The sequence below is a fragment of the Aquimarina latercula DSM 2041 genome, assembly GCF_000430645.1.
GTDB classification, from domain to species: Bacteria; Bacteroidota; Bacteroidia; order Flavobacteriales; family Flavobacteriaceae; genus Aquimarina; species Aquimarina latercula.
Genome location: NZ_AUMK01000004.1, coordinates 624,042 through 644,530 on the forward strand (window position 1 = coordinate 624,042; position 20,489 = coordinate 644,530).

General features: G+C 32.1%; 19 protein-coding genes. 13 read left to right on the forward strand and 6 right to left on the reverse strand.

The features are described 5' to 3' along the window. Positions 1-67: 67 nt before the first annotated feature. The 6 genes from H526_RS0106795 (at position 68) to H526_RS0106820 (ending at position 3,754) form a co-directional block, all read left to right on the forward strand. Complete coding sequence (locus tag H526_RS0106795; RefSeq protein ID WP_027392308.1) at positions 68-808, forward strand: LytR/AlgR family response regulator transcription factor; 741 nt, start codon at positions 68-70, stop codon at positions 806-808. A 248-nt stretch (positions 809-1,056) separates the two neighbouring features. Beyond that, positions 1,057-1,245 (forward strand): hypothetical protein, encoded by a 189-nt coding sequence (locus H526_RS0106800; protein ID WP_027392309.1) that lies wholly within the window; start codon positions 1,057-1,059, stop codon positions 1,243-1,245. Between the two features lie 236 nt (positions 1,246-1,481). Then, positions 1,482-1,679, forward strand: a complete 198-nt coding sequence (locus H526_RS0106805; protein ID WP_027392310.1) for a hypothetical protein — start codon at positions 1,482-1,484, stop codon at positions 1,677-1,679. A 186-nt stretch (positions 1,680-1,865) separates the two neighbouring features. Next, positions 1,866-2,051 (forward strand): hypothetical protein, encoded by a 186-nt coding sequence (locus H526_RS0106810; protein ID WP_027392311.1) that lies wholly within the window; start codon positions 1,866-1,868, stop codon positions 2,049-2,051. Between the two features lie 147 nt (positions 2,052-2,198). Next, complete coding sequence (locus tag H526_RS0106815) at positions 2,199-3,404, forward strand: hypothetical protein (protein ID WP_027392312.1); 1,206 nt, start codon at positions 2,199-2,201, stop codon at positions 3,402-3,404. 170 nt (positions 3,405-3,574) lie between these two features. Beyond that, entirely contained in the window at positions 3,575-3,754 is a 180-nt protein-coding gene (locus H526_RS0106820) for a hypothetical protein (RefSeq protein ID WP_027392313.1), read from the forward strand. A gap of 64 nt (positions 3,755-3,818) precedes the next feature. Here the strand turns inward: H526_RS0106820 and H526_RS0106825 are convergent, their stop codons facing one another. Further along, positions 3,819-6,026 carry a RecQ family ATP-dependent DNA helicase gene (locus H526_RS0106825; protein ID WP_027392314.1) on the reverse strand — a complete coding sequence of 736 codons (2,208 nt, stop codon included), beginning with the start codon at positions 6,024-6,026 and terminating at the stop codon, positions 3,819-3,821. 230 nt (positions 6,027-6,256) lie between these two features. On the opposite strand from H526_RS0106825, the gene H526_RS0106830 reads away from it, so the two are divergent. The 4 genes from H526_RS0106830 (at position 6,257) to lptB (ending at position 9,231) form a co-directional block, all read left to right on the forward strand. Then, positions 6,257-7,222: a KpsF/GutQ family sugar-phosphate isomerase gene (locus tag H526_RS0106830; protein WP_027392315.1), complete on the forward strand. Its 966-nt coding sequence runs from the start codon at positions 6,257-6,259 to the stop codon at positions 7,220-7,222. Continuing rightward, positions 7,222-8,064: a twin-arginine translocase subunit TatC gene (gene tatC, locus H526_RS0106835; RefSeq protein ID WP_027392316.1), complete on the forward strand. Its 843-nt coding sequence runs from the start codon at positions 7,222-7,224 to the stop codon at positions 8,062-8,064. Before H526_RS0106830 ends, tatC begins: the two co-directional genes overlap by 1 nt. Continuing rightward, on the forward strand, positions 8,061-8,417 hold the full coding sequence (locus H526_RS0106840) for a carboxymuconolactone decarboxylase family protein (protein WP_027392317.1): 357 nt from the start codon (positions 8,061-8,063) through the stop codon (positions 8,415-8,417). The genes tatC and H526_RS0106840 overlap by 4 nt, the downstream gene beginning before the upstream one ends. 73 nt (positions 8,418-8,490) lie before the next feature. Continuing rightward, positions 8,491-9,231 carry an LPS export ABC transporter ATP-binding protein gene (gene lptB / locus H526_RS0106845; RefSeq protein WP_027392318.1) on the forward strand — a complete coding sequence of 247 codons (741 nt, stop codon included), beginning with the start codon at positions 8,491-8,493 and terminating at the stop codon, positions 9,229-9,231. Positions 9,232-9,243: 12 nt separating this feature from the next. Here lptB and H526_RS28525 read toward each other — a convergent pair whose 3' ends face one another. The 4 genes from H526_RS28525 to H526_RS0106865 are packed head-to-tail and all read right to left on the reverse strand — an operon-like array spanning position 9,244 to position 14,026. Beyond that, entirely contained in the window at positions 9,244-10,212 is a 969-nt protein-coding gene (locus H526_RS28525) for a CapA family protein (protein WP_051336022.1), read from the reverse strand. Next, positions 10,206-12,677, reverse strand: a complete 2,472-nt coding sequence (locus tag H526_RS0106855; RefSeq protein ID WP_051336023.1) for a DUF3160 domain-containing protein — start codon at positions 12,675-12,677, stop codon at positions 10,206-10,208. The genes H526_RS28525 and H526_RS0106855 overlap by 7 nt, the downstream gene beginning before the upstream one ends. Positions 12,678-12,689: 12 nt before the next feature. Continuing rightward, positions 12,690-13,238: a hypothetical protein gene (locus H526_RS0106860; protein ID WP_211237827.1), complete on the reverse strand. Its 549-nt coding sequence runs from the start codon at positions 13,236-13,238 to the stop codon at positions 12,690-12,692. An 8-nt stretch (positions 13,239-13,246) separates the two neighbouring features. Beyond that, on the reverse strand, positions 13,247-14,026 hold the full coding sequence (locus tag H526_RS0106865) for a CDP-alcohol phosphatidyltransferase family protein (RefSeq protein ID WP_027392321.1): 780 nt from the start codon (positions 14,024-14,026) through the stop codon (positions 13,247-13,249). A 127-nt stretch (positions 14,027-14,153) separates the two neighbouring features. Here H526_RS0106865 and H526_RS0106870 point away from each other — a divergent pair, with 127 nt between their 5' ends. Continuing rightward, positions 14,154-15,242: a putative type IX sorting system protein PorV2 gene (locus H526_RS0106870; protein ID WP_027392322.1), complete on the forward strand. Its 1,089-nt coding sequence runs from the start codon at positions 14,154-14,156 to the stop codon at positions 15,240-15,242. A 96-nt stretch (positions 15,243-15,338) separates the two neighbouring features. After that, on the forward strand, positions 15,339-16,925 hold the full coding sequence (lnt, locus tag H526_RS0106875; protein WP_027392323.1) for an apolipoprotein N-acyltransferase: 1,587 nt from the start codon (positions 15,339-15,341) through the stop codon (positions 16,923-16,925). A 40-nt stretch (positions 16,926-16,965) separates the two neighbouring features. Here lnt and H526_RS30690 read toward each other — a convergent pair whose 3' ends face one another. Next, a complete protein-coding gene (locus H526_RS30690; RefSeq protein ID WP_155839633.1) occupies positions 16,966-18,441 on the reverse strand; it encodes a C-type lectin-like domain-containing protein in 1,476 nt (491 codons plus the stop codon). Positions 18,442-18,597: 156 nt separating this feature from the next. On the opposite strand from H526_RS30690, the gene H526_RS0106885 reads away from it, so the two are divergent. Continuing rightward, positions 18,598-20,463: an ABC-F family ATP-binding cassette domain-containing protein gene (locus H526_RS0106885; RefSeq protein WP_027392324.1), complete on the forward strand. Its 1,866-nt coding sequence runs from the start codon at positions 18,598-18,600 to the stop codon at positions 20,461-20,463. The last annotated feature ends 26 nt before the right edge of the window (positions 20,464-20,489 follow it).

A 20,489-nucleotide genomic window follows, 5' to 3' on the forward strand; every position in this document is an offset into this window, starting at 1 on the left:
TAATACAAGTATAATTAATTAATTTAGCTATTGCTTAATAAAAAAGAAGTAAAACGCATAAATCTCAATGGATAAAAATATTTCAGTTATTATTATTGAAGATGAAAAAGATTCTTTAGAATTCTTATCCGAAATGTTAGTTGAAAATTTTAAGGAAATAGAAATAGTTGGTAATTCTGGAAGTATACAAGAATCTATAAATATTTTAAAGCTAACTAAGCCTGAATTAGTATTTATGGATATTGAACTTATTGATGGGAATTCTTTTCAAATTCTAGATGAAATTTCTAATCATGAGTTTGAGATAATATTTACTACAGGGTATAATAACTACATTGAAAAAGCAATGGAATATTATGCTTTCAATTTTTTATCAAAACCTATAGATGTCGATAAATTAAAAAATGTTGTTCAGCGATACCTAAACCTGAAAGAACGTATTTTTACAGAACAAAAATACGATCTGCTCAAAGAATTCATGACCAAATTTCGTTTAATGATAAATATCGGAAATGAACATATAGCAATTGATATTGATAATATAATCAAATGTGAAGCAGATGGTAATTATACCATTTTTTTAATTACTGACAGTTTAAAATATTTAGCTTCAAAATCACTAAAACATTACGAAAATCTATTAATAACTAAAGGTTTCTTTAGAGCTAATAGAAAAACATTAATAAATACCAAACATATCACCTCTATCTACAAAAAAGAAACTATCATTTTAAGTAATAAAGAAAAAATAATTGTTTCAATTAGAAATAAATCTAAATTAGGTGATCTCATAAGAACATTCTCTTAAACAATTTAATATACGCTTATCAAATAATCCATTACGCTTATCAATTTATTATAGTATTTCTAATAATACATTAATAAATTGACACTAATTAGTTCTTAGCATTAGTAATACATATAATATAGAACGTTGAGTTAAAAACTCTATGATGAAGATTAAATGATTTACTTATAATTTTAAGATTTAATTAGACATATACCTTAAATGTCTATAATTGTTTAAGGAAAAAAATAATTATTAATTCGTAAATTATGTTAAAAAGCATTTTAAAAGAAAATGGAGTTCAAGAAATTAAAAAAAATGAACAAAAAAGTATAAACGGAGGAGTTTTAAGTACAAACTGCGATGATATTCAAGGTTGTCAATATGGAGGCTATTGGACTCCAACATTCAGAAATGGGATAGTTCTAATATGTTGTGCAGGGACCCCTGATAACTAAAATAATTGAAGGTATTTAATATATCGATGCGAAAAATAAAAAGATAAAGAGATTACTAAAATTAGTAATCTCTTTATCTTTTTAAAAGAACTTAAAAATACCCACGTTTTAAAATTTATTAAAAAAACAAAAAACAGATAGTAACATTTTGATAATATACTGAACATGGTAGTAGATATATCCTCTAAATATCTATAAAAGTTTAGAGATTTTTTAAAAATTTAAAACTAAAAATTATGTTACAAAACATTTTAAATGTAAAAGGAGTACAAACAATGAACAAACAAGAACAACAGTTAATCAATGGTGGTTTTAATGTAGGTGGATTCGACATTGACAGCTGCATTGATGCAGACACAGACAGATTATGTCAAAACGGAAGATATAATGCTGATGGTTGTTGGACTTGTGATGCCGGAACACCTGATAATTAATTAAATCTATTTAAACTTATTGAATAGATCTAAGAATAATCGTATAAGGTTGTTGGTTTTGACAACCTTATACTTTTAAAATCTCATTAAAATAAACATATACTAATAATTTTAAGATTTAATTAGACATACACCTTAAGTGTCTATAATTGTTTAAGGAAAAAAATAATTATTAATTCGTAAATTATGTTAAAAAACATTCTAAATGTAAACGGAGTATCATTGATTAACAAAGACAAACAGCAATCTATTAAAGGAGGATATTTACCAGAATGTCCAACCTTTTTCCCAGGAGGATGCTTTGCTGGCGCTCCATTTTATTGCAACATTCATGGATTACCATTATGTGACCCACAGGATGAGGAAAATTAATTAGAAAAGAGGTTATCGAATTCGATAACCTCTTTTCATAAACTTTAACCACAATTCTTTTAAAACAAACTTATTTCTATATCAAACCATCTGATTTTTAACAAAAAAGCTATATTTGCTGCTTCACACACTCAGATCGTCATACACATGAAATCTTTACTTTATTTTGCAGTAGGCCTATTTTGTATAGCTACTTGCAGCGCGCAAAGCCTTTATGAAGCTGGTTATTTTATCGATAACGATGGAAACCGAAAAGAATGCTTAATCAAAAAATTGTCATGGAGAAGTAACCCAACAGAATTCGAATGGAAACGAACCATCTCTTCTAGCCCTAAAACTGAAACTATTGAAAACGTTAAGGAGTTTGCTGTAGGAGAAGATTATAGGTTTAAAAGGTATATCCTACAATTTGATCTTAATGGAGATACAGTTGGCAAATCTACTAAATCAAAAGATCCTAATCTTAGGTACCAAAAGATATTTTTAAGAACTATATTACAAAGTAAAACTACCTTATACCAATATTCTGAAAATGGTGTAAATCGTTTTTTCTATACGGATCCTAATACCGTATATCCAGAATTACTTTTATACAAGGTATTTTATACGCCAGACGAAAGTAAAAAACCGGGAAAGAAGATTATCCCTCAGCAAAACAACACCTATCAACAGCAATTACAGGATAAAATAAATTGTGAGAATCAAGATGTTTCTAAACTTACCTACACACAACGGGATTTAAAAAGATACTTCAAAAAATATAACGAATGTAAAGGCAATGAAATAGAATATAGCATTCGTAAAAAAATCAATCAAACCAGAATAGGTATCGTTGCCGCAGCAGATGTAAGTGGTTTTACACACAATTCAATTATAGGCAGCGCTGGTAATGTAAGTTATGATGACGTTTTTGTGCCACGATATGGTATATTTATAGAGACTTTTATACCTTTTTCTAAGGTAGATTTAAGTTTCTTTCTAGAATCTACGTATAAGGCTTTTACCATGGACGGTAGGGATTTCGAAATTTCTAATAGTGAGTTTGAACTAGATTATAAAAGTATCAATGTAGCCGTAGGACCGCGATTTCATATTTACTTAAGTTCTAAGTTTGAGTTATTTCTAGAAGGAGGTCTTACTGTCGATTTTAATATTGGTACAGAATCTAATGTTTTTGCAGAGAATGAAATAGAAAATACTACCACCGATTACTTTTATGGTGGGGGTCTTGGATCAGGTCGATTTAAAATTGGTTTTAGACAATATACAGCTAAGAACATATCAAAAAGCACTTCTATACCAGACTCAGAGTTAACTACTTCTAGCTTATATCTTTCTATGAATCTATTTTAAACCTTAAAAAATTATAATAGTTCAAATAAAAAACTGAATTTTCCCTGTTTATTTAACATCTCTTTAAGCAACAATTATATTATTAATCGTTCTTAATATATTAAATAGACATATACCTTGAGTGTCTATAAATGTTCAGGGCATTATAAATTATTCTTAAAACTAACAATATGTTAAAGAACATTTTAAAAGAAAACGGAGTTCAGGAAATTAAAAAAAATCAACAAAAATCCATTAATGGAGGTAATGGAAATCCTGCTTGCGCTCAAGCAATCTCTATAGATGGAACTCTATGTCTATGTTTAGGTTGGTATCCTCAAAATGGGGTATGCGTAAACGGAAATCAATAAAATACTCCTAAAAAAAGAGAGGATGTAAAAACATCCTCTCTTTTTTATTTCTATAATATCTACTTTAATTAGCTACATCACTAATAAATTTGATACGATACAATCTTAATTCTTCATCATCATAATCTCCATCAAACTCTTCAATCGCCGTATCTATTTTATCATTTTCTGCCTCTATAAAATATTCATGAATTTCTTCTTGTTGATCTTCATCTAATATTTCATCTATCCAGTATGTAATATTAAGTTTAGTACCACTATATACAATAGCTTCCATTTCTTTAATAAACTCTGGCATATCCATTCCTTTAGCTGCAGCGATATCATCCAACGGAAGTTTTCTATCTACATTCTGGATAATATATAACTTAAGTCCACTATTAGCTCCTGTACTTTTTACGACAAAATCATCAGGACGCATAATATCATTCTCATCTACATATTTAGAGATTAATGCTACAAACTCTTTTCCGTATTTTTTGGCTTTTCCTTCTCCTACTCCATGAACATTTCCTAATTCCTCGATACTTATCGGGTATTTAAGGGCCATATCTTCTAGCGATGGATCCTGAAATACCACGAACGGAGGAACTCCTAATTTCTTGGCAACAGTTTTTCTTAAATCTTTTAACATACCTACTAATCGATCATCAGTACCACCTGCTTTTCCTGCACCTTTAGCAGCGGTTATAATAGAATCGTCCTTAGTCTGATCATATACATGATCTTCTGTCATCATAAAACTCACAGGCGATTCGATAAATTTTCTTCCTTCTGGAGTAATCCTTATCACACCATAAGTCTCTATATCTTTTTTCAAATACCCAGAAACGAGTACTTGTCGGATCAATGCCATCCAATATTTATCTTCTCTAAACTTACCTGTTCCGAAAAAAGGTTGTTCATGAGTTTTATGAGATATAATAAGCGCATTACTTTTTCCGATCAACGTATTTACTAAGTCTTTCGATTTATAAATTTCTCCTGTTCTATTTACAACTTTTAATAAGAGTTGTACTTCTTCTTGAGCTTCATGTTTCTTTTTTGGATTACGAACATTATCGTCCATGTCCGCTCCTTCTCCTGTAACCTCATCAAACTCCTCACCAAAATAATGCAATATAAATTTACGTCTGGATATAGAAGTTTCGGCAAAAGCCACTACTTCCTGTAACAAGGCATGTCCTATCTCCTGCTCTGCAACAGGTTTACCACTCATAAATTTTTCTAACTTCTCAATATCCTTATAAGCATAATACGCCAAACAGTGTCCTTCTCCACCATCTCTACCTGCACGACCTGTTTCTTGGTAATAACTTTCTATACTTTTAGGAATATCATGATGGATTACAAAACGTACATCAGGTTTATCGATCCCCATTCCAAAAGCAATTGTAGCAACTACTACATCAGCATCTTCCATTAAGAACATATCTTGATGCTTTGCTCTGGTCTTAGCATCCAAACCTGCATGGTAAGGAACAGCTTTTACGCCATTTACCTCTAGTGTTTGAGCAAGCTCTTCTACGCGTTTTCTGCTTAAGCAATAAACAATTCCGCTTTTGCCACTATTTTGTTTTACAAAACGAATAATATCAGCATCTACATTTTTTGTTTTCGGGCGTATTTCATAAAACAAATTAGGACGATTAAAGGACGCTTTAAATGTTTTAGCATTACTCATCGCTAAATTCTTAAGAATATCTTCTTGAACTTTTGGCGTTGCCGTTGCTGTTAATCCTATAATCGGAATATCTTCTCCTATTCGTTTAATAATATTTCTTAGATTCCTATACTCTGGTCTAAAATCATGTCCCCATTCACTTATACAATGGGCTTCATCCACAGCCAGAAAAGAAATCTTTTGCTCTTTTAGGAAATCTACGTACTCTTCTTTTGTCAAAGATTCTGGTGCCACATATAACAGTTTTGTTACACCACTAACAATGTCTCCTTTTACTCTTTTGACCTCGGATTTGTTGAGGGAAGAATTTAACACATGTGCTATTCCTTCTTCAGAAGAAATACTTCGAATAGCATCTACTTGATTTTTCATTAGTGCGATTAGCGGAGAAACTACAATAGCTGTTCCTTCACACATTAAGGCAGGAAGCTGGTAGCAAAGGGATTTTCCACCACCTGTAGGCATAATAACAAAAGTATTTTGTTTTCCTAAAATACTTTCTATAACCTTCTCCTGCAATCCTCTAAATTGACTAAAACCAAAGTACTTTTTTAAAGCTCCTTGTAAGTCGGTTTCGTTCAAACTCATTAAATCGTTTAACTTTTATATACCAATTAAATTAAAATCGCTATCACTAAAACCTTTTTCCCCAGTAAAGATTTAGTGGATTGTTCTTTTTTTAAAAGTTACCAAAGATAAGGAAAACTAAAAATAGTAAGCTTTTTTCTGGCACTATTTAAAATTCATAAGGTATTACATACCTTTGCATAATTAAAGATAATAAAATCTTTATTTATAACACGCAAATTTTATAAATTTTGAACACCCTCGATACGATTATTTCTTTTGCCCAAAAAACAATTAGTGAAGAAGCTAAAGCAATTGCAAATCTGGAACAGCTTATAGATCAAGAATTTGCAGAAGCGGTGAATACGATTCATAATTCTAACGGTCGTGTAATTATTACAGGAATCGGTAAAAGTGCTATTATAGCTTCAAAAATAGTAGCAACTATGAATTCCACTGGTACTCCAGCAGTATTTATGCACGCAGCAGATGCAATTCATGGTGATTTGGGTAATATTCTTAAAGATGATGTAGTAATTTGTATTTCAAAAAGCGGAAACACCCCTGAAATTAAAGTGCTGGTACCTCTAATTAAAAACTTTAACAATACTTTAATTGGTATTACCTCTAATAAAGAATCATTTTTAGGGCAAGAAGCTGACTTTGTTTTAAATGCTTTTGTAGAAAAAGAAGCATGTCCTAATAATCTAGCCCCTACAACAAGCACCACTGCACAATTAGTTATTGGTGATGCAGTCGCTGTAAGTTTATTAAATCTAAAAGGATTTTCTAGTACAGATTTTGCTAAATATCATCCAGGAGGAGCTTTAGGAAAAAAATTATACCTGCGGGTAAATAATATTGTATCTAAAAATGAAAAACCTGAAGTAAGTCCAGATTCTGATATCAACGCTGTTATTGTAGAAATGACAGAAAAAAGATTAGGGGCAACCGCAGTAACCGAAGACAATAAAATTATCGGAATAATTACCGATGGCGATTTACGAAGAATGCTCACCACGAACACTTCTTTTGCAGGTTTAACCGCTAAGGATATTATGTCCCCAAACCCTAAACGTATCGATGCAGATGCAATGGCGATAGATGCTCTAGACAGACTGGAGGAGTACGGAATATCGCAGTTATTAGCAGAAGAAAAAGGTAATTATGCAGGTCTTTTGCATATTCATGATCTAATGAGAGAAGGTATTTTATAATGGCAAATAAAACAACAAAAGATCCGCAATCCATGTCCTTTCTTGATCACCTAGAAGAGTTACGATGGCATTTAATAAGAGCAACTTTAGCAATAGTTTTGGTCGCTATTTTTGCCTTTATTTTCATAAAAACTATTTTTACGGATATCATCTTTGCATTAAGAGATCCGAATTTTATCTCTTATAGAGTTTTATGCGGTATTTCTGAAACCTTTGGAATGGAAAAAGGCTGTCTAGAAGAAATGCCTTTTAATTTTATTAGTACAGAAATGGCCGGGCAATTTAGCGCTGCCATATGGACATCTATTACCACAGGATTTGTAGTAGCATTCCCTTATATATTGCATGAATTTTGGAAATTCATTTCACCAGCACTTTATGAAAAAGAGCGAAAGCATTCCAGAGGATTTATTATAGTATCTTCTATATTATTTTTTATTGGTGTCCTTTTTGGGTATTATATTATCGCACCGCTTTCGGTAAATTTCTTAGCTACTTTTTCCGTTGCCGAAGTTGTAGAAAATCAGATCAAAATAGGATCTTATATATCATTAGTTAGGGCTTCTGTAATTGCATCTGGATTTATTTTTGAATTGCCTATAATCATATACTTTTTAAGTAAAGTAGGATTAGTAACACCCGAATTTATGAGACGTAATCGAAAATATGCTTTGGTTATTGTTCTTATTCTAGCTGCTGTAATCACACCTCCAGACATCTCTACTCAGATAATTGTTGCAATACCAATACTTATATTATATGAGATAAGTATTTTTATTTCCAAAATGGTTGTCAGAAGAGAAAATAAAAAGAATAAAAAATTAACAACACAAACTAGATGAGTACTATAGTTGAAGAATTTAACGAATATAGAGAGAGAATGAACTCTCGTATTCTAGAAGATAATAATAAAATTATTAAAAGAATTTTTAATCTAGATACGAATGCTTTTATGAAAGGAGCATTGGATGTAAAAACGAAAGAACTATTAGGTTTGGTTGCTTCTGCAGTATTAAGATGTGATGACTGCGTCCGCTATCATTTAGAGACTTGTCATAAAGAAGGTTTAACCAAAGAAGAAGTTGCAGAAACCCTAAGTATTGCAACTTTAATTGGTGGAACAATTGTAATTCCTCATCTTCGTAGAGCATATGAGTACTGGGATGCATTAGAAGCAAATACATCTGAAAATTAAGGTTTAAAAGAAATACTATAAATTTACCTGCTCATTATAGCAACACTTACCATCTAAAGAAGTCATTCTGATTATGAAGTTAAAAGCGGACAACTTAATTAAGTCATACAAAGGTCGAAAAGTAGTAAAAGGGATTTCTCTGGAAGTAAATCAAGGAGAAATTGTAGGTTTATTAGGGCCCAATGGAGCTGGTAAAACTACTTCTTTTTATATGATTGTAGGTTTAGTTAAACCTAACGGTGGAAAAATCACTTTGGACAATACCGATATCACCAAATTCCCGATGTACAAACGTGCTCAGAATGGTATTGGTTATTTGGCTCAAGAAGCTTCCGTTTTTAGAAAATTAAGTATAGAAGACAATATTCTAAGTGTTCTTCAGCTAACAAAACTTTCTAAAAAAGAACAACTTCATAAAATGGAATCTCTAATAGAAGAGTTTGGATTAGGGCATATTAGAAAAAACCGTGGTGATCTTCTTAGTGGTGGCGAGAGAAGACGTACAGAAATTGCCAGAGCACTAGCTACTGATCCAAATTTCATTCTACTTGATGAACCATTCGCAGGAGTAGATCCAGTTGCTGTAGAAGATATTCAACGGATTGTAGCACAACTAAAAAATAAAAATATTGGAATCCTGATTACAGATCATAATGTACAAGAAACGCTTGCTATTACCGACAGAACCTACTTAATGTTCGAAGGAAGCATTCTTAAAGCAGGTATTCCTGAGGAATTAGCAGAAGATGAAATGGTTCGTAAAGTATATCTTGGTCAGAATTTTGAACTTAGAAAGAAGAAATTAGATTTTTAGATATAGTTTTTCTTAGTCGTTTAAAATTTTTGGTGTACATTTTTCTATGCTAAATTCTGAATGATTAAAAACAACATCTTTTTCGCGAACTTGTAACTGCACTAATAACCCTTTAGAGTTAATAGGTTTATTTTGGTCAAAAATAAAATTCCCAATACTATAATAAATTGGTTTTTGTTTATACGACTCTACCGTCTGAATTGTATGAGGATGGTGCCCAATAATACCGTCAGCACCAGCATCTATTAATAAATATGCTTGTTGCTTTTGATACGTTAGTGGAACAACAGTATGTTCTGCTCCCCAATGGAGCTGAACTATAATTACCGAATTAGGCTCTTTACTTTTTAACCCCTTAATCTTATAAGAAATAGCATCAAAAGAATCTTCGCAAACACAAGGTTTGTTTTCTAAAAAAGTCCAATTTTCTGATGGAACTTGAAGAGAAGAAAACACATAAACATTCCTAGGAGTAGTAGCGATTAATTGCGGTCGACAGGCTTTTTCCGTATTCTCTCCATACCCCAAGGCAATCAAACCATTGTTTATTATATTTTTATTAGTATCCACGAGACCGTTTCTACCTTGATCCATCGCATGATTATTAGCCATATTAAGATGTGTTATTCCATGATCTTTTAATGACTTTAACCAAGATGGTTCTGCTCTAAAAATAAATTTTTTATTAATCGGCTCCTCTATCTCGGTAGCCGGGCATTCTAAATTTGCTATAACAATATCATTTTTTTGAAAAACTGAATCTATGGATGAGTGAAATAGGCTATTCATCCCCAAATGTTCAATACGATTCCGTACACCTCTATCCAACAATAAATCCCCAACAAAAACAATACTAATTTCATCAGTTTTTCCTCTACCTGTATTACAAGAAGAGGTTACTATTAAAAAGGTTATTAAATAAAAAACAAACGCACCTAATCGATATTGAGACATCAAGTAATATCTAAATTCTGTTAACATCCGGAACTGTAGAATATTTTTTCATTCGTTTTAGGAACTGGTATTGGTACAATAATATCTTTCATCCAAATTGGTATTCCGGTTGCTTCATTATTTTCTAGCATTTCTTGCCATTCTTCGTCTGTTAAACGATTACCCATTGGTAAATGAAATTCATGATATCCAAACACCGCACCTTTAGTTATGTATAAATACCCTTCAATTTCTACTACTGCATATATATCATTTACATTACCTGTTGCGACGTGTAAGATTCCTTTATCTGGATTGTTCTCGCCATTAGCGGTATAAATATCCGCTACAACAGCAACAGATTTATCTGCACCTTTTACATTATGCCAACCATCAAGATATTGATCTTTTTGCTTGACTAAATCCAACGTTAACCATTCGAATGTACTCCCAATTATTTCTATCTGACCATATTCTTGCACAGATAACTTTTTACCAGCAAGTTCTTTTGTACTAGCTGATAACAAAAACTCTGCATTTTCTCTTAAACCTGTTGTAATTCTAGAAATGTTAGAATTCAATAGTTTATTTCTTTCTAAAACAGATTTGGTAAGATCTATTAATTCGATTACCGTATTCCAATACCCAATATTAGGCTCTACATACCCAACCGTATATGGACTAGGTACCTCTTCTCCAGATCCGCACTCAGCTGCCATAGGTTGTTCTGCATAAAGAATAGAATCATGTTTAAGTTCTGCCCAAGACGCTAATGATGCATTTAAGTTTTTCTTATCCCATTCGGTTGTCTGCATAAAATACGGATAACTATCATCAGGCTTTTGCAACTCTAATAAACTTTGTATCCATTTGGTATACAGAGTTTCATTCCAGTCTAAGTCTTTCATTTCTTGTTGCATATCAGAAAGTAATTTCGGATACTTACTCCATTTCTCACCTTCTTTCAATTCATTCAGTAATAAATTTTCGGCAGATTCACTCCCAAAAGCAGCCATGACATCTAAACCTTGAGGATAAGGGCGTTTAGAAACTTTACTTTTTAAATCTACTAAATTCTGAAGAACATCATTATCTGATAAATATCTTTGTGGAATAAAGTTGATTTTAATTTTACAACTTCCGCCACCTGATCTTATTTTATCTTTGATTTCTGCCATTTTTTTCACTTCCTCTTTCAAGCTTTCAATAACAGTAGTATTCTGTAAAATCTCTTCTATAGGGAGCTCTTCCTTTTCAATTAAATCTACTAAATCCAAAAAAGACACATTATCTGGTTGACCTATTATAAAATTAATAGGTTCCATTATTGCTTTATATTTCCGTAATGTTTCTTTTTCAAAATTTGGACTATTCCCTAAAACAGAAGCATTAACCAAAGCTCTTTTAAATTGTAAATCATTATTGAGGCAAAAAGGTGCAGATTGCAGCCACATCATAGCACTAAAATATCGTTTTAACGTTTCTGTACGAGTGTAATGTCCTCTCGGTTTAAATAAGCTATAAGGAAAATTAACTTCTTCAAATTCTAAAAATTTAGAAGTACTATCCTCTGCTCCTTTAATTGAAACTAATTCATTTTCATAGTGTTGTTCATACCCCAAAGGCACTTCTATTTTTTTGTTAGTTAAAACAGTATAGGCTATAGCATAATAGGTATGATTAAATTTTGCTATTTCCTTTATTGATTCATTAGGTGTAGTTTTTACAATCTCTTGCATATCCTTTATCATAGACTCACAAATCTGTGATAGTATAGGAATAAATTGTTCTTCTTCTATTTGTCTAAGTATGTAACCAAAATACATATGAAACAATTGCATATACATATCGGTAGTTACAAAATTTGGGAACTCAGCATAATCATTTTGTTCATACAAATGAAATAACTGAATATTATTATTAGGAACTATAGCAAACCCATTCTGACTTAACATACTCATTAATTCGGGTGCTGGATCATTTAATTGAAAAAGGTTTACAACATTGTTCACGTTCGCCAATTGTCTATTACCTTTTTTTACTAAATTCTTTAATTTTAATTCTTCTTCTCTCTTCTTTAATTTCTCAATAAAGACTGTTTCTTGGTCAGAATACGAAATAGGTGCTATATCCTTTCCTCCTTCTTCTGCCCAATATCGATTTTCCATTCTTTCGTTATACCAACTAGTAGCACCAAAAGTATACCTAAGATCCCCTTTCATAAAGCAATACCCTTGTTTAGCAGCAAAACTGTTTCGTAAAATCCTAATTTCATAAAGACTAAACGAAGAAATGTCCATTTCTAAATTAATATCCTCTCCCAGCTGTTCTATATCCAGTTTTCCATCAATCAGAACAGGATTCTCTACATTCTCGATAATCTGATCATCCTTTTCAGTTACTTCTACAATATCCGGAGAAACTTCAAGTTGTTTTTTTTCTTCGGATTTTTTATCACCTCCGCAAGCTATTAGAAACAAAAAGAAACTAGCAAATAGTATTTGTCTGTTCATAATTCTTTTAATTTATATGTTTTCGTTTTTAAGTATGCGTGTTGCCCTTAGACTATCAATTTCTCTATGTATATACCTTTTGAACTCCAACCCAAATCTACGCCATTTATATTCTGCTATTAATACCTTTCCACTCTTTTCTTTTTCAACACTTCTAATAAAACTACCTTCTTTATTTTTTATAAAATTAAAGTCTACCAAAGGTTTACCCAACCTGGAACCTAACCATAGTGGACGGACATAACCTTCATAATTTTTAAAAATAAAAAGTCGTTTTCTTTTTATGGAATCAAATCGAGTTGTTTTAATAACTCCTACTAATATATCATTAGATCCATTTTCATCTACGTCTCCAATCATATATTGATACACTGGATATTTTAACTCCCAAGTATCTATTAAAGAATCTGATTTGATTTGTATATAAAATAAAGAATCATGTTTTTTGATTAAAGTAATACCACTATCGTATTCAATGGATTCATTTCTAACTTTACTAGAACAGCAAAACATAAAAGATATTCCAACTATAGAAAACAGTACTCTGCAAATATTTTTCATTTACTTAATTAATTGTTCTGCGCAACATCTTTCTCCCTAAAAATTAGGGACATCAAAACATACAACAAGATAACACAAGGTATTGCCATAAACTGAAGTAATACAAACAAAACAATTGTAAGCAATAAGAAAATATATCTGACTTTATTTTCAGCAAACCCCCAAGTTTTAAACTTAAGAGCAAACAGTCCAATTTCGGCATTTAATAAATAACAACTTATCAAAGTTAAACCGATCAAAAACCATTGATTTAAAATAACATCTGACATCCATGGATGCGTCTGATATCTGATGATTAATGGTAAACTTAAAATCAATAGCGCATTTGCAGGAGTCGGTAAACCTATAAACGAGGTAGTCTGACGTGTATCGATATTAAATTTAGCCAATCTATATGCAGAAGCTAGTGTTATAAGCAAACCTACTAGTGGCAAATAATTCAACCCAAAATCACTAAGTATAAAGTCATAAGAAATTACTTGACCAGAACCTTCAGAAACGCCCCGATAGGGGTATCCAAAAATCTTAGCAAGCATCTGGAACATCACTATTCCCGGAACTAAACCACTAGTAACCATATCCGCTAGAGAATCCAGCTGCAACCCTAATTCGCTTTGTACTTTCAAAATTCTAGCAGCAAAGCCATCAAAAAAATCAAAACCAATACCAAGCGCCACAAAAAGTGCTGCTAATTCTAAAGCCCCCTGAACTGCAAAGATGGTTGCAATACATCCACAAAGTAGATTAAGTAATGTAATAATATTAGGGATTTGCTTTTTAAGCCACATATGATTTGATTTTTGTGTAAAAATAGCAAACTATTTTCGTCTATTAACATAGGCTACACAATATGAAATCACAAATAAAGTTTATCATGTTGAAAAATAGTGAGATATTTGTCAAAAATTGCTTGGATTGAAAAGAATTATAATTGCATTACTACTTTTAGTTGTATCGTTTTCTTCGGCACAAACTAGAAAATATTCTAATGAATTTCTAAATATTGGTGTAGATGCTGGTGCTTTAGGGATGGCGAATGCCGTAGTTGCAACATCTGGTGATGTAAACTCGGGCTATTGGAATCCTGCAGGATTAATCCATTTAGAAGACAACCAAGTATCATTTATGCACGCGGCTTATTTTGCAAATATTGCGAATTATGACTACTTAGCTTTTGCGATGCCTTTAGATGAAAAAAGCGCTATTGCTCTTTCCTTAATTCGTTTTGGAGTAGATGATATTTTAGACACAACCAGTCTTGTAGATGCTGATGGTAATATTGATTACACTAGAATCAATTTATTCTCTGCAGCAGATTATGCTTTTACATTTTCTTATTCTAGAAAATTACCTATAGAAGGGTTGAGTTATGGAGCGAATGCTAAGGTAATACGAAGGGTTATTGGAGATTTTGCCTCTTCTTGGGGATTTGGTTTTGACGCAGCATTACAATATCAAAGGAACAAATGGCAATTTGGAATTATGGTACGTGATATCACTACAACTTTTAATGCTTGGAATGTAGAAGATTTTGCTATTGGTGATCTAAACGGAGATGGTATTCCTGATGAAGATCAAATACCTCAAATTAGAGATCAAGAATTACCGGAAACAACAGAAATTACTATTCCCAAATTGCAATTTGGAGCTGCAAGAAAATTTGACATAGGCAAAAAATTCGGTTTAAACACTGAATTGGATATGAATGTACGTTTTGCAGAGACTAACGATATCATTTCCTCATCTGCAATTAGTATTACCCCGGCTTTTGGTTTTGAATTAGATTATTCTAAAATAGTATACCTGAGAGGAGGCGTTGGTAATTTTCAAAATATTGAACAATTTGATGGTTCTGACAACGTAGGATTCCAACCAAATTTTGGTATTGGTTTTCAATATAAAGGAATACAAGTAGATTATGCATTAACAGACATAGGAGATCAAAGTGCCGCTATTTATTCTAATGTATTTTCTATAAAAGTAGACTGGAGTATTTTTAGATAACAATATCACATATTCAATCATAACATTTTTTTAGCTTTGACTTAAAGTTTTGTAACGAAATAAGATTAATTTCGTTACTAAGACAGAACACTCCGTATGAAAAACATTTTACTTGCTATTTTATCTGGTTTATTACTTTCTATTGGATGGCCTACCTATGGTTTTCCTTTATTTCTATTTTTTGGCTTTGTCCCTTTATTAATTATAGAATACAAAACACGTAACAATAAACGTCATAAAACTCAAGTATTAGGCTTTGCTTTTCTAGCATTCTTTATATGGAATATGATTACCACTTGGTGGATATACAACTCTACTCCTTTTGGAATGTGGTTTGCAGAAATCGTCAATACATTATTAATGGCATTAGTATTTCTTATCTATCACATTATTGCCAGAAGATCATCATTTACTATTGGTGCAGTCTTCTTAGTATGCATTTGGATGAGTTTTGAATACCTACACCTGCAATGGCAGTTTTCTTGGCCTTGGCTTAATCTGGGTAACGGATTTGCCAATTTCACTTCTTGGATACAATGGTATGAATACACAGGTACTTTCGGAGGGACACTATGGATTTGGGTAGTAAATATTGGGTTATATAAAAGTGTTTTACTTTATATTGAACACAAAGAAAAGTCTATTTTGTATCGATCCGCGATAAAGAATGGACTTCTTATAATTGTTCCAATTGTAATTTCATTTATAATTCTAAAAACTTATACGGAGGAAGGTAAAGATGTAGAAGTTATTATACTACAACCCAACATAAACCCTTATACCGAAAAATATAACACTTCTGATGATCGTGTAGGCACATTATTAAGCTCTCTTACCGCTAAAGAAATTTCCCAAAAGACAGATTTTATTATAGCTCCAGAAACTGTTTTTGCTGATAATAATAGACTAAAGAATTTTAATAACTCTATTGCAAGAAAAACAGCTAGTAGTATTATTAATAAGTATCCCAATGCTAATTTTCTTTCAGGAATTTCTCTATTAGAAGTATTCAGAAATCCTGCTAAAGTTCGTCCACAAACAAATGAGCATAAAAGTGGTGTATTCTATGACGATTACAACTCTGCCTTCCTAGTAAGACAAGATGGAACAACAGAAATTTATAACAAAAGTAAACTGGTCGTTGGAGTAGAAAATTTTCCTTATCAAAGTGTTTTTAAACCATTAGTTGGCGACGCCATGATAGATTTAGGAGGTACCGTTGCCAAAAAAACAACACAAGATGATCGAGAAGTTTTCTTTACTAAAGAAGGTCTTGGCGCAGGTCCAATCATTTGTTATGAAAGCGTTTATGGTGAGTTTGTTACTGGTTATATAAGGAATGATGCTGATTTTCTTGCCATCATTACTAATGATGCTTGGTGGGGAGTAACACAAGGACATAAACAACATTTGGCCTATGCAAAATTGAGAGCAATCGAAACCAGAAGAAGTATCGCTAGAAGTGCTAATACTGGAATCTCCGCCATTATCGATCAGACTGGTAATATTGTATCTTCTTTAGCGTACAATGAACAAGGAGTTCTAAAAGGAAGTCTTAAAACTAATGAAAAAATTACTTTTTATGTAAAAGCTGGTGATTACCTAGCAAGAGTTGCTATTTTTCTGATGATCTTTATATTCCTATTTTCTATGACCAGACGAAGAAAAAAAATAACTTTTTAGGAAGTAAAGATGTCAAAAAAGAAATCATACCGTTTCCAATCTAATAATTAACCCTATATGTTTTATTTCGGTTAGTAATAACCGTACAACTTATTCTCAATCTCGTTACTCCTGATATTTGAAGTACTGGATCACCAGGTAAGCCTCCATATTCCACAATATATCCTTGAGCAACATAAGCTCCTCCTCCTCCAGTGATTGGTAGATCATTCCAAGAATTCTGAATACCAATTGTATCATCCGTTATATGTGCATAATTTTCTTGACCTGGTATTGCATCGTCAGGATAATCGTTAGGTTCATTATTATTCCAAAAAGCAAATTCGCCAGGTACCACGGTTCCTGTTTCATCACCATTCCAGAATATAGTTCCAGCTTCTGGACCTGTTTCCCATCTCCATTCACCTTCTCCCGAACCAAAATTATCGCTAGCTCCAATCCAACCTGTTCCTGTAATTTGATCTCCAGCAAAAGTTGCTTCGATATTACTTGTCAGAGTAGCCATATATCCTTGAAGTCCAAAAAAGGTTCTTAATTCTGCTTCATCTCTCGCATCATCCCAGCGTATTCCTAAGGACGGAATAAACTCATAATAATGACCTGTTTCTGGCAAATACAGAGGAGATCCCAAAACAATAGAAAATTCTCTCAAAACGGCAACAATCGGAGGCGTAGATGAAAAAACTGTAGCCAAAACAGCAGCTTCAAACTCTGCAAAAGTAGCCGGTCCAGTTAATGTTAATCTTCCTTCGGTAACATCCCAACTATCCGTAATATTAGGATGTACACCTGTCAATGTTAATAAATCTGATCCATTTTGATATCCTGTAGATATCTGAATAGTAAGTTGCTCCAAATTAACATCATCAGGATCTGTAATAGAAACTGTTTCTACTACTGGAATAGAATTTGACCCATTAGGGCAAAAATGTTTATCTCCTGTAACGGTAATTACCGGAGGGTCATCTACTAAAGTATTAGCTTCTATTTCTATATTATCAACAAAAAAGCGATCATTCCCTTGATTCCAATCATTATTAACATTAATAAACCTTATGGTGGTATTAGCCGAAATATAGGTTGAAATATTTTGACTAAAAGAACCTGTAGTATTAACATTATTCCCAAAAGTAGCTAACGTAGTAAAAGGAGCTCCTCCAGTACTAGAGACCTGAACACTAATAATTTCTCCTGCCTCAAGGCTTGATGTTTCCCAATCAAAAGAAAGTGTCGCTGTAGTTGATCCTGCAAGATTCGCAGTTCTCTCAATTTGTTCTTCATTAGCAAACATGAAACTAAATCGTAATCTATTCCCTGTTACTCTCACAAAACCATTAGAAGGGATATTATCTCCACCGGAAAAAGGATCACTCTCATCCCAATTAGCCGCCCAATTGGAATTTCCATCGTTATTACCATAGGAAACAGCACTAAATTCATCACGATACGTATCCTGAGCGAATAAGAAATGAATATTTAATAATAATAAGGGAATTACAAGTAGTTTTTCCTTCATAGGCATAGTTATAATTGGACTTAGGGGTTGAAAATATACAAAAAAAAAAAAGAAAAAAGAATATTCAATTATATTCAAAAGAAATATTATACCTCTAGTAAAACCTTTCATAGAATCTATTTCTATTTATCTTTGCGTCAATTTTAAAATTAATAAGTGAATTACGTATCAGTAGAAAATATTGCTAAATCATTTGGAGAACGCATACTGTTTCAGAATATCTCTTTTGGAATTAATGAAGGTCAGAAAATAGGTTTTATTGCAAAAAATGGAACAGGAAAAACATCTCTACTCAACATTGTTGCTGGTGATGAAGAGCCTGATAATGGTCAAGTCGTATATAGAAAAAATCTAAAAGTAGCTTTTTTACCTCAGGAGCCTAATCTAGACCCCAATCTTACTATCGAGCAAACTATTTTTGCTGCTGATAATGATACGTTACGAGTAATAAACACTTATGAAAAAGCGCTGCAAAATCCTGATGATACTGAAGCTTACCAAAAAGCTTTTGAGCAAATGGATGCTTTGAATGCATGGGATTTTGAAACACAATACAAACAAATTCTTTTTAAACTAAAGTTAGAAAACCTAAATCAAAAAGTAAGTTTACTTTCTGGAGGCCAAAAAAAAAGGTTAGCACTTGCTAATATTCTACTCAGTAAACCTGAACTATTATATCTGGATGAGCCAACCAATCATTTAGATTTGGAAATGATTGAATGGCTTGAAGAGTATTTTGCCAAAGAAAACTTCACTCTTTTTATGGTGACTCACGATCGTTATTTTCTAGAAAACGTTTGTAATGAAATTGTAGAGCTTGAAAACGGAAAACTATATAGCTACAAAGGAAATTACGCCTATTATCTTCAGAATAAAGAAGCTAGAGTCGCTAATGAGGAAATTGAAACCAACAAAGCAAAACAACTTTATAAAAAGGAGTTGGATTGGATGCGAAGACAACCTAAAGCTCGAACTACAAAATCAAAATCAAGAATTGATGATTTTTATGAAATAAAAGAACGAGCTCATAAAAGAAGAAATGATCACGAAATACAATTAGAGATAAATATGGAACGACTAGGAAGTAAAATCCTAGAAATTCATAAGGTTTCTAAAAGTTATGAAAACCTTGTTCTGTTAGACAAGTACGAATATGTTTTTCGAAAAGGAGAACGAGTTGGAATTATTGGTAAAAACGGAACCGGAAAGTCAACGTTTCTAAATATGATTACCGGAGCTACCCAACCTGATCAAGGTAAAATAGTAATTGGAGACACTGTAAAATTTGGTTACTACACCCAAAAAGGTATCACTATCAAAGAAGGGCAAAAAGTGATAGAAGTGATCAGAGAATTTGGTGATTATATCCCTTTAAAAAAAGGAAGGCAAATTTCTGCACAACAACTATTAGAACGTTTTTTATTTGACCGCAAAAAACAATATGATTTTGTAGAAAAACTGAGTGGTGGTGAGCGAAAACGATTATACCTATGTACTGTTCTTATACAGAACCCTAATTTCTTAATACTTGATGAACCTACGAATGATTTAGATATTGTTACTCTAAATGTTTTGGAAAACTTCTTATTAGATTTTCCTGGCTGTCTAATTGTAGTATCACACGATCGATATTTTATGGACAAAATAGTAGATCATCTATTTGTATTTAGAGGAAATGGAGTAATAGAAGATTTCCCTGGTAATTATTCCGATTACCGTATTTACGAAAATAGTCGACCACCAGAAAAAACTAAATCGATTGACACGGAACCAAAAACAAAGACATCTTGGAAAAAAGATAATAAGATTGCTTTGTCTTATAATGAACAAAAAGAATATAACCGTATCGAACGTGATCTAAAGAAATTAGAAATTCAGAAAAAAGATATAGAGAAACTTTTCGCTAATGGTTCTTTGGAAGGAGATAAAATTAATGAAGAGTCTGCGAAGCTAAAAGAGATTATAGATAGTATTGAAGAAAAAGAAATGCGATGGTTAGAGCTTTCTGAAAAAATGGAATAAATAATTATACTTATTACTTCATTCAT

Bases quoted from the DNA above. Each gene is read 5' to 3' on its own strand.
- H526_RS0106795 (WP_027392308.1), top strand. From the start codon at position 68: ATGGATAAAAATATTTCAGTTATTATTATTGAAGATGAAAAAGATTCT.
- H526_RS0106800 (WP_027392309.1), top strand. From the start codon at position 1,057: ATGTTAAAAAGCATTTTAAAAGAAAATGGAGTTCAAGAAATTAAAAAA.
- H526_RS0106805 (WP_027392310.1), top strand. From the start codon at position 1,482: ATGTTACAAAACATTTTAAATGTAAAAGGAGTACAAACAATGAACAAA.
- H526_RS0106810 (WP_027392311.1), top strand. From the start codon at position 1,866: ATGTTAAAAAACATTCTAAATGTAAACGGAGTATCATTGATTAACAAA.
- H526_RS0106815 (WP_027392312.1), top strand. From the start codon at position 2,199: ATGAAATCTTTACTTTATTTTGCAGTAGGCCTATTTTGTATAGCTACT.
- H526_RS0106820 (WP_027392313.1), top strand. From the start codon at position 3,575: ATGTTAAAGAACATTTTAAAAGAAAACGGAGTTCAGGAAATTAAAAAA.
- H526_RS0106825 (WP_027392314.1), bottom strand. From the start codon at position 6,026: ATGAGTTTGAACGAAACCGACTTACAAGGAGCTTTAAAAAAGTACTTT.
- tatC (WP_027392316.1), top strand. From the start codon at position 7,222: ATGGCAAATAAAACAACAAAAGATCCGCAATCCATGTCCTTTCTTGAT.
- H526_RS0106840 (WP_027392317.1), top strand. From the start codon at position 8,061: ATGAGTACTATAGTTGAAGAATTTAACGAATATAGAGAGAGAATGAAC.
- lptB (WP_027392318.1), top strand. From the start codon at position 8,491: ATGAAGTTAAAAGCGGACAACTTAATTAAGTCATACAAAGGTCGAAAA.
- H526_RS28525 (WP_051336022.1), bottom strand. From the start codon at position 10,212: ATGTTAACAGAATTTAGATATTACTTGATGTCTCAATATCGATTAGGT.
- H526_RS0106855 (WP_051336023.1), bottom strand. From the start codon at position 12,677: ATGAACAGACAAATACTATTTGCTAGTTTCTTTTTGTTTCTAATAGCT.
- H526_RS0106860 (WP_211237827.1), bottom strand. From the start codon at position 13,238: ATGAAAAATATTTGCAGAGTACTGTTTTCTATAGTTGGAATATCTTTT.
- H526_RS0106865 (WP_027392321.1), bottom strand. From the start codon at position 14,026: ATGTGGCTTAAAAAGCAAATCCCTAATATTATTACATTACTTAATCTA.
- lnt (WP_027392323.1), top strand. From the start codon at position 15,339: ATGAAAAACATTTTACTTGCTATTTTATCTGGTTTATTACTTTCTATT.
- H526_RS30690 (WP_155839633.1), bottom strand. From the start codon at position 18,441: ATGAAGGAAAAACTACTTGTAATTCCCTTATTATTATTAAATATTCAT.